We start from the raw sequence: 12,555 nt of genomic DNA on the forward strand, positions 1-12,555 counted from the left end.
CCGTGCCGGCCGGGGGCCCGGCTCAGCGGGCCGGAGCCTCGGCCGGGCAGGGCTCGGTGGGGCCGGTCCCGGCCGGGGCGAGGGCGGGGGCGGTCCGCCGGGAGGAGGTGGTGATCACCGTGAGGCTGGTCAGGGCGAGGAGGGTGAGGACCGCGAGCATCACGGTGTACGACGCCAGCGCGGACAGGGCCGCCAGGACGGCGGGCAGCAGGAAGCCCGAGTAGCACAGGGCGTAGTAGACGCCGGTGATGCCGGCCATGTCGTCCGGGGTGACGATCCGCTGGATCTCCAGCAGGCCCGAGACGACCCCGATACCGTAGGCGGCCCCCAGCAGGACGGCTCCGCCGAGGCCGAGCCAGGGCGAGCGGACGGCCGCGTCCGCCGCGCAGACGGCCATGCCGCAGGCCATGAGGATCATCGACACGATGATGCCCCGCGCCGAGTCGAGCGAGTCCAGGCGCTTGGCGAAGGGCTGGACCAGCGCCCCGGTGCCGAGGGTGCAGACGGTCAGCAGGGTGGCGTAGGCCAGGGCCCAGTTCCCGATCCGGTCGCCGACCAGCTGGGGGGTGACCGCGTAGGCGACGGCGGCCGAGCCGAAGACCCACGGGGCCATCGGAAGCACCACGCGCAGGAAGCGGCGGTGTCCGGCGGCGGGGACCTTGAGGTCGGCCCACAGGCTGCGGACGACGGCCGGCCGGGTACGGGTCTCCACGGGGCGCGCCAGCAGGAACAGCGTGGGCACGGTGACCAGGACGTGCACCAGGTACGGCGTGATCATCGGCCAGGGGCCCCACTGGGCCAGCGCGCCGGCCACCCCGGCGCCGAGGCCGAAGCCGAGGGTCAGCGAGAGGGAGGCGCGCCGCGCCCCCGCGCCGGCGTCGGCCGCCGGGTCGTGCGGCGCCTGGGAGAGCTCCTTGACCCAGCTGGTCCCGACCGCCATCGCGATGCCGACGGCCAGGCCGCTGAGGAAGCGGCCGACGTAGACGGGGACCTGTCCGGCCACTCCCCCGCACAGGACGGCGCTGGCCGCGAGCGACGCCGCGGTCGCGGCGGTCATCAGCGGACGGCGGCCGTGGCGGTCCGAGGCGGCTCCGCCCACCAGCAGTCCGGGCACGAGTCCGAGGACGTAGGCGGCGAGAAAGGCGTCGACCGTGACCGCGGAGTAGCCGCCGAGGCGGCGGTACATCAGCAGCAGCGGGGTGAACTGGTTGCCGCCCCATCCGGAGCAGAACATGGCAGCCGCCGCCGGCAGCCACGGCCTGCCCCTGCCGGACGGTACGGCGGGACGGCCGGTCGGCCACCGGGTGGTACTCATGGCGGTGCTGCTCCTTGCTTGCTCACGTGCTGTCCCCCGGGGATGCAGGGGGTACTGCCGGAACACCTTCCGGCGACTTGTCCCGGACTTCGCAGGTTTCTCCTCCCGAGGCCGGTCCCGGGCGGCTCAGCGGCCGGTCGCGCCGCGGTGGGCGTCCAGATGGGCCCGCAGGGCGCCGGCGAACCCCGCGTCGTCGCGGTCGGCGATCCGCTCCACGAGCAGGGCGTGCTCGCCGATCAGCGGGGCCAGGCGGCCCGGCTGCGGCTGGAGGAGCTGCACGGCCATCCGCCGCTGGCGGTCGCGCAACGTCCCGTAGAAGCGCTCGGCGAGGTCGTTGCCGGAGGCCGCCACGATGGCGTGGTGGAACGCCTCGTCCGCCTCCGCGAAGCCCGCGACGTCGGCCCGGCCGGCGTGCTCCCGCTGGACGTCGATCAGGCCGGACAGCCGGCTCACCAGGTCGGTGAGCGGTTCGGCGCGGCGGGCGATGCGGCGCACCGCGCTGCTTTCCAGCGCCTCGCGCAGTTCCAGGACGTCCTCGGCCTCGCCCGGTCCGACCGGTACCACCACGGCTCCGCGCTTGGGGAAGAGCTGCAGCAGCCCCTCGGCCTGGAGGCGGAGGAACGCCTCGCGGACCGGGGTCCGGCTGAGCGAGGCGCGTTCGGCGATCTCACCCTCGCTGATGAGGCTCCCGCCGGGGAGCTGCCCGCCGATGATGAGCTCTTTGGTCAGGTCGTACGCACGCTCCGCGGCCGGTACACGGGCGGCGGAGGAGGTGGCGGGTGCGGTGGGCATACCTCAACCGTAGCAGACATAGATACAAGCTTGGATACAAGACAGCGATCCGGCCGCGGCACGAAAGCCGACGGCCTCCGGGGCAGAAGCACCCCGGAGGCCGTCACGATGTCGTCCCGATGTCGTCCTCGTGTCCTTACGCGGCCGTGCTCAGCTCCGGCCGGCCGGCCACACCTCGGCCCTCCGGGCGCAGCACCGTCGTCCCGGCGCTACGGCGACGGCGGAGCACCATGCCCGCCCCGATCGAACCGGCGATGATCAGGCCACCGGAGACGAGGGCTCCGCGCGCCCCGGCGAGCTGCATGAGCAGCCCCAGGGCGGGCGGACCGCCGAGGCCCCAGGCCGTGCTGATCGTGCTCCACACCCCGAGCACGCGTCCGCGCAGGTGGGCGGGCGGATCGGTCTGCAGGACGGTCGTGCCGGCGGTGTCGGAGACGGACTCCACCACAGCCATGGGCAGGACCAGGACCAGCAGCACGGCCAGCGAGGGTGAGAGCGCCGCCACTACCTGGAGGAGACCGCCCGCGGCGGCCAGGGTGCCGACGATCCGGACCGAGGGGCGGCGCAGCCTGGCCCCGAGGACCGCGCCGAGGATTCCGCCGACGGCCAGCACGGTGGAGACCGTGCCGAACGCCCCGGCGCCGCCGGCCAGCGGGCCGGTGACCAGCACGGCCAGGGTGAGACCGTAGTTCCGGCCGAACACCGCGCTGACGCCGGTCACGCCGGCCAGCGCGATCAGCTGTGGGCGGCGCAGGAAGAAGGCCACGCCCTGCCGGACGGTCATGTCCTGATCCGCCGCCGGGCTGCCCCGCCGGGCGGGTCGGCCTTCTCCCGTGCCGCCCGCCACCCGGCGGGTGGCGTTCCTGACCGGGCGCAGGAACGGGATGACCGCGGCGACGAAGAGGAAGGACAGGGCATTGGCGCCGTAGGCTGCCGCGGTGCCGAGGAAGGCGACCGTCACACCGGCGAGCGCGGTGCCCGCCAGCCGGCCCGCGCTGTGCACGAGCGAGCCCACTCCGATGGCGGACGGCACGTCCTCCGTGGGCACGAGGTCGTTGCCGAGCAGGGCGCAGGCGGGAGCGTCGATCGTGGCGATGAGGCCGGTGACGGCGGCCAGCACCATCAGGATGGGCAGGTTCAGATGCCCGAAGGCTACGAGGACGGCCGTCACGAGGGCGACACAGCCGAGCAGCGCCTGACTGACGGCGGCGGTCAGCTTGCGCGGCAGGCGGTCCACGGCGGCGCCGCCCAGGAGGCTCACGAGGAGCGCGGGGGCGGCCTGGACGGAGATCGACAGGCCCGTGGCCGCGGCGGACCCGGTGATCTTGAGGACCAGCAGGTTCTGCACCGTGAGCTGCATCCACGTGCCGGCGTTGGAGACGAAGTTCGCCAAGGACCACCAGCGCATGCTGCGGTACCTCAGTGATCGCCACGGCGAGGTGGACGCGGGCGCCGGCGGACCGGCGGCGGGCTCGGCAGGAGGGGGCACGGAGACAGCGGAGGAAGAAGGCACAGAAGAAGAAGGCACAGTGCTACTCGAGGACGAGCCCCACGGACTCGTGGGGGGATCGGCAGGAGCACGGGAACACCGTGCTGCGCTGCGCGGTCGCTCCGTCGGCTCAGGCGGGCTGCCGTACCCACGGGTAGCGCCCGGGGAGTCCCCGGGCGGGTCGTGGTGCGGCGCGAACCATCGTGGCAGACGGGCTTCCCGGCCGCTGTGGCGCAGCTCGCTCCCGGTCCACCAGGGAGTACAACGCCGCCCTGCCCGGGCGGACTTGCCCCACCTGTGCCCTTGCTCACAGCACCCGTGGCCGGCCGCTCCGGCCCAGCCGCGACAGGGGCGGCACCCTGGCCCGGTACGGGGTACCCGGGAGGCGGCGCTTTGCGAAGCGCCCAACCGGAGACAGTCTCATGGCCTTGGAGGAGCCATGGCGAACATCAGCCCCACGGACCTGCAGAAAGCGCTGTCCGGCGCGGAGTATCCGGCCGACACGAAGCAACTCGAGAAGGTCGCCCGGGACAACCACGCGTCCAAGGACATCACGGAACGCATCTCGCACCTCGGGAGGAAGAAGTTCGAGAACCCGGCCGAGGTGAGCAAGGCCGTCTTCGAGAACGAGTGACCGACCGGAGCGCGGCGGCCGAGCATCTGCCCGGCCGCCGCGTCGTGCGCCCGGCGCCCTTCCCGGCCCCGGATTCCGGCGTGCGGTGAGCGCCGCGCAAGAGGGTCGACTCCCGGTCACGTCACCGTTTCGTATGACATGCGCATGACATAAGCGCACTGGCGAGCGCCCACGTGCCGCCGGACCGGTCCGTGTCACATCCGCAACACGCAGAACGCGCGGACCCGTTGACTCGTTTCAATGATGATCATAGAGTCCGACGCCGACGGCCTCGGCCCGCTCCCGCGATCCGGGTCTCCGTATGGATGCGTCCGCCCTTCGCCGCTCTGACGGCGGGTCAGAGGCCGTGCTCGACCGCACCACCTGCACCGCCCCGTACCTGACACTCCGGGAGCAGCAAGTGAACAGACGTCGCACGGCCGTCGCGGCCGCCTCGGCACTCGTCACCACCTTCGCGCTGACCACCGCGCTCGCCGGCCCCGCCACCGCGGTGCCCGGCTCCGCGGCCCAGCCGGCCGCGGAGCAGAACCGGACGGGGGCGGTCGCCACCGCGACCGACCCCGTCAGCCATGAGGAGAACGACCGCGTCCCGAAGGGCTCGCTCTGGACGCAGCACTACTTCCCGTCCTCGGACGGCTCGGACACCGAGCTGCACGCCGACGTCCTGCTGCCCGAGGGACTGGCCCCGGGCAAGAAGGTGCCCGTCATCCTGTCGGTCGGCCCCTACTTCGGGCACTCCGGGCAGACCGATCCCGAGGGCTGGAAGCACACCGGCCCCTCGTCCCGCTTCCAGGACTTCATAGAGGGCACCGACCTGTTCGCCCAGGGTTACGCCTTCGTCATGGTGGACCTGCGCGGCTTCGGCGGCTCCACCGGCTGCCTGGACTGGGGCGGTCCCGGCGAGCAGGCCGACGTCAAGGCGGCCATCGACTGGGCGGCGAAGCAGCCGTGGAGCACGGGCGCGGTCGGCATGTACGGGAAGTCGTACGACGCCGTCACAGGCCTGATCGGCAACAACCTGAGCCAGAAGGCCCTCAAGGCCGTCGTCGCCCAGGAGCCGGTGTGGGACATGTACCAGTACATCTACTCCAACGGAGTGCCCCGCCCGAACGTCACCGGCACCGCCAACGCCTACAACTCCATCGCCACGCTTCCCCAGATGGCGGACGACGACCCGCGCTACCTGGCCAACGCCCAGTGGGAGAAGGCCCATCCGGAGTGCCTCACCCAGAACTCGGCCGGATACAAGATCGCGGACCAGTGGGACAAGCACTGGACCGACCGTGACCTGGCGAAGATGGCCAAGGGCACCAAGACCCCGCTGTTCGTCACCCAGGGCTTCATCGAGAACAACACCAAGCCCGAGGAGATGCAGGAGTACCTCGACAACCACGTGGGCCCGGAGCGCGGTTGGCTCGGCCAGTGGGAGCACGTGCGCGGCGGCGACCGCACCAAGGACGGGCGCCTGTCCATGGGCCGCGAGGGCTGGTACGACGAGACCCTCTCCTACTACGACGAGTACCTCAAGGGCATCAAGCCGAAGGTCAAGTACCCGGCCTACGTCGTGGAGGACTCCACGGCTGCCTGGCGCGCCCAGAACACCTGGCCGGTCGTGAAGCGGTCCGTCACGCTCCCGCTCGGCAACGGCTCGTACCTGGACGACGGCGGCGCCTCCGGCCGCGCGGCCCTGGCCGCGTCCGGCGAGACGACGCCGCAGACTCTCGGCAAGCCGTCCGACGGCAAGTGGGACATGGAGAACGCGCCCGCGACCGAGCAGGCCGCTCCCCAGGGCCTCGCGCGTGGTCTTGCGAAGCAGCAGAAGGACGGCAAGGTCACGTCGAGCTTCTTCGTGTGGTCGCAGCCGGTCGGACAGCCGGTGCGCCTCACCGGTACTCCGCAGCTCTCCCTGACCGCCAAGGGTGAGGGCAACGTCATGCTCAAGCTGTACGACGTCGCCCCGAACGGCAAGGCCGTCATGTTCGACGAGCAGGTCTCCGTGCTGCGTTCGGGCCGGATGACCGTCGATCTGAAGGCGACCGACTGGACCCTGGCCGCGGATCACGTCCTGGCCGTGGAGATCGGCTCCATCCAGACCGGCTCATGGCGTGCCACGCCGTCCGGCCAGACGATCGAGGTCAAGGGCGCGCAGCTCAGGCTGGCCCTGGACGACCCGGCCCGTGACACCGCCACCGCCGGTGCCCGTTCCCCGTTCCTGGACACCTACCTGCGCCAGTACACGGTGAACCTGCCCGCCGGCCCCGCGTCGTTCACGGTGACCCCCGGCAACCACCTCTGAGCCGAGCCGCGACACCTGACGAGGGCCCCAACCACTATGGTCGGGGCCCTCGTTGGCGTGTCGAGACACGCGTACGTCAGTCGCGCGGCGGTGTGGGAAACAGATGGGGACGCCAGTGGTCGTGCTGGGTGCCTGGCGTGACGCCATCCGGCCGGCACCCAGCGGAACACCGTGCCGGTGCCGCAGGACAGCGACCACCCGGAAGGCACCCGGGACGGCCTGGGCCTGTTCTTCACACCCCTGTCCTGCGGCGGCGGCTACCTCGGGCGCGGAGGAAGCGGCTTCGGATATGTCATCCGAGCAGCGACGACCGTGGACGGTCGACGCACTGTCACCGTCTCCGCGCACAGCCGCTCCGCGGACCCGCGGACCGCCGCCCGTCAGGAAGACGCACTGCGCGACCTCGTCGACCACGCCCTGTGCCGCACCACCTGAAGGCCGGCGGTGGGGCGTGTCAGCCCAGGCCGTGCAGCCGCTTGTACTCCAGCGTGTAGGCGAGCTTGCCGGGCTTGGCGTCGGAGTACGGCTTGCTCAGCTTGTTGAACTCGCCCTTGGTGGCCGCGCTGCCGTCGTTCCACCGGTCCAGCGCGCCGAGTTCGGCGGCGGTGAAGCCGCTGTCGACGACCGTGCCCTTGGGCAGCGCCGCCATCGCCCCGGTCAGGGACCTGACGGTGGCGAGGTAGTTGTCGAGGTCGTTCGGGTTCCAGCCGGCCAGGTCGATCGGCTTGGCGTCGCGGACCCAGCTGCCCCAGTAGAACTCCTGGAACGGCAGTCCGTTCTGCGCGTAGCCGATGTCGCGGCCGAAGTAGAGCAGGCTGCGGTACCTGTCGTCGGTGAAGTTGGCCAGGCCCACGCCGGTGGGCAGCTTGTTCACCGCGACCTGCTTGCCCTCGGGGTCGCGCAGGTACACCCACTTGTGCGCCTTCATCTCGTCCCAGAAGGCCTGGCGGGGCAGGTTGCTCAGGTTGGCCTGCACCCGCAGCCGGACGTGCAGGTCGGGCCCGCCGTCGGGGGTCTCGTAGAAGGAGGTGAGCGTGTGGTGCCCGTCGGTGAGGAACGGTTCGCCGCCGGGTCCGATGACGACGGTCTTCATGGCGGCGACGCTGTCCGCCGTCTCCGCCCCTACGGGGAGTTCGCACGTGAACGACGACGGGTCGTCAAGTCGAGCTCGGGAGGGGACGTTTGCCGAGGCCGACCGGCCGTCGGCCTCGCACCAGTCGTCGAACTTCTTGTTGACCGCGTCCTTGCCGAGGGTGTAGCGGCCCAGCTTGTAGTACACCTCGTCGAAGCCGAGCGACGGCTGGGTCGGGTGCACGTCGCCGATGCGGACGTCGAGCAGGTCACCGGGCCGGGCACAGAGGTACCGCGAGAACGGCGTGCTCCGGTTGTCGTGGCCGCAGAACGACGGACGGGTGCCCGGAGCGCCGGGTGCGGCCGCGGCGGCAGGCGCCAGTGCGGCGACGCCGGCCCCGGAGACGGCGAGGGCCACTCCGAGGGCCGAGGCCCGGCGGGACGGAGATCCGAAGCGCATCACACCTGCTCCTTGCGGTATGGGGAATGTCGACGGCCAGCGTGTGGCCGATCGCCCAATGCACCGGATCGTCCCGGTGACGTCCGGTCGAGCCACAGGTGAACAATTCACCGCCAACCGGCTTCCGCACCGCACTTCCTGGCCGGTTTCCACGCACGCCACTCAAGATCCGCCGTACCTGGTTCAAATTTTCCCCACCACGAAGATGTTGCGAGCATGTCAACACATCCCTTACGTTTACGCGCGTCAACCCAACCCGCACGCCGAGGAGTTGACGGAGCGTGCCCGGTCCTACTGACCCCCCACCGCGACCGGCGCCCGCCCACCGCCGCCCACAGCTCCGACGCCCCACCCCGACCGTCGTCGGCCGAAACCACGGCCACCCCGGCCCGAGCGCATCGCAGTGTCCCTCCACACCTCTGGGAGCACCATGCCTTCAGCCACCCCCTCGCGGTTCAGACCCGGCATCACCCCCACCGGCCCCCGCCGGACGTTCGCCCGTGCGGCCGCACTCCTGGCCGCCGCCCTGACCCTGCTGGTCCTGCCGGGCACCGCCTCGGCGACGGCCGCCGGCACCGCCGGGACCTCGTCCGGGACCCCGGTACGGATGACGCACCCGGACCAGGACCACGCCGGATCCGGACTCCAGCGCCTGGGCGCGGGGTCCCTGGCGGCCGCCGCCCCGCTCGCCGTCAGCACGGGTCCGGCCGGACTCGACGTCAGCGGTCACCAGGGCAACGTCGACTGGACGTCCGTCAAGAACAAGGGCGCGGCCTTCGCCTACGTCAAGGCCACCGAAGGCACCACGTACACGAGCCCCTACTTCTCCCAGCAGTACACCGGCTCGTCGAACGTCGGACTGATCCGCGGCGCCTACCACTTCGCGCTGCCCGGCAACTCCAGCGGTGCCGTGCAGGCGGACTGGTTCGTGAGCCACGGCGGCGGCTGGTCCGCCGACGGCAAGACGCTGCCGCCCGCGCTGGACATCGAGTACAACCCCTACGGGGCCACCTGCTACGGGCTGAGCCAGAGCGCGATGGTCACCTGGATCCGCGACTTCAGCAACCAGGTGCGTGCCAAGGTCGGGCGCTACCCGACGATCTACACCACCACCGACTGGTGGACCACCTGCACGGGCAACAACAGCAGCTTCGGGGCCACCAACCCGCTGTGGATCGCCCGTTACTCCTCCAGCCCCGGTACGCTGCCCGCCGGCTGGTCGGCCCAGACGATCTGGCAGTACGCCGACTCCGGAACATTCCCCGGCGACCAGGACACCTTCAACGGCACCCTCGCCGACCTCCAGGCCTTCGCCAAGGGAGGCGGCTACAACCCTCCGCCGACGGCCGGTTGGCCCACGGTGAAGCAGGGCGCCTCGGGTGAGCGGGTCAAGTCCGTCCAGTACCTGCTCAACGCGCACGGTTCCGCGCTGACGGTGGACGGCGCGTTCGGGGCCGGGACCGACTCCGCGGTGCGCTCGTTCCAGTCCTCGCACGGCCTCGCCGTGGACGGCGTCGTCGGACCCGCCACCTGGCAGGCCCTCATCGTCACCGTGCAGCAGGGTTCGTCGGGAGCCGCGGTCCAGGCGGTGCAGAGCCAGCTCAAGGCTCATGGTGCCTCGTTGACGGTCGACGGCGCGTTCGGCCCCGGGACCGACTCCGCGGTGCGTTCCTTCCAGTCCTCGCACGGCCTCGCCGTGGACGGCATCGTCGGCTCCAACACCTGGCAGGCCCTGGTCGCCTGACCTTCGGGCGTCGTCACCACCAGTCACCCGTAGTCACCCAAGGAGGAGACCTCCATGAACCCGGCACGACACCCGCAGCGAAGCATCGACCGCCGCACCCTGTTCCGGAGCGCGGCGGGCGTGACGGCCGCGCTCGGCGTGGCCGCGGTCACCGGCGTCGCCACGGCGGGCACGGCCTCGGCCTACGGCTGGAGCCGCACCCTCCAGCAGGGCGCCTCCGGCTCCGACGTGGTGGAGCTCCAGATCCGCGTCGGCGGCTGGGCCGCGAACAGCGCCTCCCAGACGTACGTCGCCTGGGACGGCTCCTTCGGCCCGGGCACGGCCGCCGCCGTCCAGCGCTTCCAGTCCGCCTACGGCCTGAGCGCGGACGGCGTCGTCGGCCCGCAGACCCAGAGCGTCCTCAACAGCCTGGAGACGAGCGACGGTTCGACCGCGCACTTCAACTTCAGCGAGTTCTACTCCAAGGACGGCGCCGGCTTCAACAACGGCAAGGTCGCCGCCGCGACCGTCAAGGAGAACGTACGCCGGCTGATGTACAAGCTGGAGGCGGTGCGCAAGAAGGCCGGCAACAGCGCGATCACCATCAACTCGGGCTTCCGCAGCATCGCGCACAACGCGGCCTCGGGCGGCGCGTCCAACAGCATGCACCTGTACGGCGTCGCCGCCGACATCGTGGTCTCCGGGCACAGCACCCTGCAGACCTACCGGATCGCCGAGACCTGCGGCTTCTCCGGCCTGGAGGCGTACACGAACTCGTGGCAGCACTGTGACAGCCGCGTCCAGTACCCCTCGTACGGCTCCGGCTCCTGGTGGTGGGAGAGCGGCGTGGCGTGACCCGCCCGCGCCCACCGCACCGGGCCCGCCCGCGCCGTCATGGCACGGGCGGGCCCGTCCGGTCGTGGCCGGTGTCCGGTGAGCCGCCCATCATGCGCAGCATGTCCGGCCCGCCGGTCCGCCGGAACCGGAGCAGAAGCAGCGCGGCGAGGAGGAGGAAGGCGATGTTGAGCCAGGTGGTGTAGTTCCAGCTGACGCCTTCCATGGGGAGCCTCGCGCCGGCCTGGTCGGGGATCAGGCCGAGTCCGCCGAAGACGAATTCCACGACATAGCCGGCGACGGCCATCGCGAGGTAGAAGGTGCCCAGCAGGAAGACCGCCATCCGGGCGCCGTAGTACTTCCGGTAGATACTGAGGATCGGCAGGATCAGCAGGTCGGCGAAGATGAACGCCACCACGCCGCCGAAGCTGATGCCTCCCTTCCACAGCACCACCGCCAGCGGCACGTTGCCGATCGAGCACACGAACGAGGCGATCGCCACCAGTGGGCCGATGGCGGGGCCCCACAGTTCGGCGGCGAGCGGGTGGCCGTGGAAGAAGAAGGCGCGCCAGAAGGAGTCCGGGACCCAGGCGGCGACGGCGCCGGCGATGAGCAGGCCGACGACCAGGTCGCGCAGGATCGCCGCCCACTCCATGACGAAGACGTGGCTGACGGCGGTGAGGCCCTCGCGGGAGACCAGGCGCCGGGTGAAGGACCCCTCGCGCCGCACGGACATGTCCATCGCCGCGTGCCCCTCCATGGACCCGGCAAGGCCCCGTTCCGCCTGTTCACGGGCCTGGCCGAGCAGCCTCTCGCGCAGGAACAGCCGGAAGAGGACGGCCAGCAGCACGATCATGACGGCGCCGCCGGCGAACTCGGCCGCGGTGAACTGCCAGCCCATCAGCAGCGCGAGGATGACGCCGAGCTCGACGACGAGGTTGGTGGAGGCGATCTCGAAGGCCATCGCCGCGGTGAAGTCGGCGCCCTTGCGGAACAGGGAGCGGGCCAGGGCCACGGCGGCGTAGGAGCAGGACGAGGACGCCACGCCCAGCCCGGCGGCGACGGCGAGGGTGCGGGGCCGGTCGTCGCCGAGCAGTGCGACGACGGTGGACTTGCGGACCACGGCCTGGACGACCGCTGAGAGGGCGAAGCCCAGGATCAGGGCCCAGGTGATCTCCCAGGTCATGGACCCGGTGATCGACAGTGCGTGCAGTACGGCGTGCATCTGTGCAGCTTCCCCGCACGGCGTGGCGGTCGGCCGGGGGACACGCCCGCCGTCGGGGCCGGGCTATGGAGCGTTCGTCACCGGCGGTGGACGCTGACGGCGTAGCCGCCGCCCTCGTAGGGGTCGGCGTCCCAGGTGGCGAAACGGTCGACGAGGGTGAGGCCGGCCGCGGCGCAGCAGTCGTCGTACTCGGCGAGCGTGATGCCGGGCGGCACGGGCAGGTGGGCCTCGTCCAGGCCGAAACCGGCGACCAGCAGGCCGCCCGGACGCAGGACGACGGCCAGGCGCTGGATCACCGCGGCCTCGGTGCCGGCCGCGAGCAACGGGAGGATGTTGCCCGCGGCGACCACGAGGTCGAAGTCCGCCGCGATGCCGAGCCGGTCCGGCTCGAACGCGGCGAGGTCGGCCTGGAACCAGGGCAGCTCGGGCGCCTGCTTCCGGGCCACCGCCAGCATCGACGCGTCGAGGTCCACCCCGACGCAGTCGTACCCGAGCTCCGCGAGCCGGATCATGACCCGCCCGGTACCGCACCCGGCATCCAGCACCCGCGCCCCGGCAGGCACAAGAGCGGTGCAGAACCGCGCCTCACCGTGGACGTCCTTGCCACTGCGGGCCAGGTCCGCGAACCGCGCGGCGTAGTCGCCACCGGACGTCCCCCCGGTCAAGTCCCTCCAACGGCTCATGCGGCCCACTATAGGTCGCCCGCGCCTCGCGGA

11 protein-coding genes are annotated in these 12,555 nt (G+C 71.7%); 5 read left to right on the forward strand and 6 right to left on the reverse strand.

Features of this window, described 5'->3' with window-relative positions:
* Positions 1 to 22 precede the first annotated feature (22 nt).
* From ACIOWN_RS23025 to ACIOWN_RS23035, 3 genes are all read right to left on the reverse strand, one after another.
* Complete coding sequence (locus ACIOWN_RS23025; RefSeq protein WP_362351094.1) at positions 23 to 1,315, reverse strand: MFS transporter; 1,293 nt, start codon at positions 1,313 to 1,315, stop codon at positions 23 to 25.
* Between the two features lie 126 nt (positions 1,316 to 1,441).
* Positions 1,442 to 2,107: a GntR family transcriptional regulator gene (locus ACIOWN_RS23030; protein ID WP_401983246.1), complete on the reverse strand. Its 666-nt coding sequence runs from the start codon at positions 2,105 to 2,107 to the stop codon at positions 1,442 to 1,444.
* 136 nt (positions 2,108 to 2,243) lie between these two features.
* Complete coding sequence (locus ACIOWN_RS23035) at positions 2,244 to 3,515, reverse strand: MFS transporter (protein WP_401983247.1); 1,272 nt, start codon at positions 3,513 to 3,515, stop codon at positions 2,244 to 2,246.
* Between the two features lie 520 nt (positions 3,516 to 4,035).
* Between ACIOWN_RS23035 and ACIOWN_RS23040 the strand changes: the two genes are divergently transcribed.
* The 3 genes from ACIOWN_RS23040 to ACIOWN_RS23050 all read left to right on the forward strand — a co-directional run bounded on the left by ACIOWN_RS23040 (position 4,036) and on the right by ACIOWN_RS23050 (position 6,961).
* Positions 4,036 to 4,230, forward strand: coding sequence for a DUF2795 domain-containing protein (locus tag ACIOWN_RS23040; RefSeq protein ID WP_362351086.1), 195 nt, complete (start codon positions 4,036 to 4,038; stop codon positions 4,228 to 4,230).
* A 400-nt stretch (positions 4,231 to 4,630) separates the two neighbouring features.
* Positions 4,631 to 6,526: a CocE/NonD family hydrolase gene (locus tag ACIOWN_RS23045; RefSeq protein ID WP_362351083.1), complete on the forward strand. Its 1,896-nt coding sequence runs from the start codon at positions 4,631 to 4,633 to the stop codon at positions 6,524 to 6,526.
* A 177-nt stretch (positions 6,527 to 6,703) separates the two neighbouring features.
* On the forward strand, positions 6,704 to 6,961 hold the full coding sequence (locus ACIOWN_RS23050) for a hypothetical protein (RefSeq protein ID WP_362351080.1): 258 nt from the start codon (positions 6,704 to 6,706) through the stop codon (positions 6,959 to 6,961).
* A 19-nt stretch (positions 6,962 to 6,980) separates the two neighbouring features.
* Here the strand turns inward: ACIOWN_RS23050 and ACIOWN_RS23055 are convergent, their stop codons facing one another.
* Positions 6,981 to 8,057: a ParB-like protein gene (locus tag ACIOWN_RS23055; RefSeq protein ID WP_401983248.1), complete on the reverse strand. Its 1,077-nt coding sequence runs from the start codon at positions 8,055 to 8,057 to the stop codon at positions 6,981 to 6,983.
* A gap of 430 nt (positions 8,058 to 8,487) precedes the next feature.
* Between ACIOWN_RS23055 and ACIOWN_RS23060 the strand changes: the two genes are divergently transcribed.
* Both ACIOWN_RS23060 and ACIOWN_RS23065 read left to right on the forward strand, forming a co-directional pair.
* The gene (locus tag ACIOWN_RS23060) at positions 8,488 to 9,801 is read left to right on the forward strand and encodes a GH25 family lysozyme (RefSeq protein WP_401983249.1); all 1,314 of its coding nucleotides are present in this window, start codon (positions 8,488 to 8,490) and stop codon (positions 9,799 to 9,801) included.
* 54 nt (positions 9,802 to 9,855) lie between these two features.
* On the forward strand, positions 9,856 to 10,635 hold the full coding sequence (locus ACIOWN_RS23065) for a D-Ala-D-Ala carboxypeptidase family metallohydrolase (RefSeq protein ID WP_362351071.1): 780 nt from the start codon (positions 9,856 to 9,858) through the stop codon (positions 10,633 to 10,635).
* A gap of 37 nt (positions 10,636 to 10,672) precedes the next feature.
* Here ACIOWN_RS23065 and ACIOWN_RS23070 read toward each other — a convergent pair whose 3' ends face one another.
* A complete protein-coding gene (locus ACIOWN_RS23070) occupies positions 10,673 to 11,839 on the reverse strand; it encodes a permease (RefSeq protein WP_362351069.1) in 1,167 nt (388 codons plus the stop codon).
* Positions 11,840 to 11,916: 77 nt separating this feature from the next.
* Positions 11,917 to 12,522, reverse strand: coding sequence for a class I SAM-dependent methyltransferase (locus tag ACIOWN_RS23075; RefSeq protein WP_362351067.1), 606 nt, complete (start codon positions 12,520 to 12,522; stop codon positions 11,917 to 11,919).
* Positions 12,523 to 12,555 lie beyond the last annotated feature (33 nt).

It is taken from the genome of Streptomyces sp. NPDC087787 (assembly GCF_044743035.1).
GTDB lineage: Bacteria > Actinomycetota > Actinomycetes > Streptomycetales > Streptomycetaceae > Streptomyces.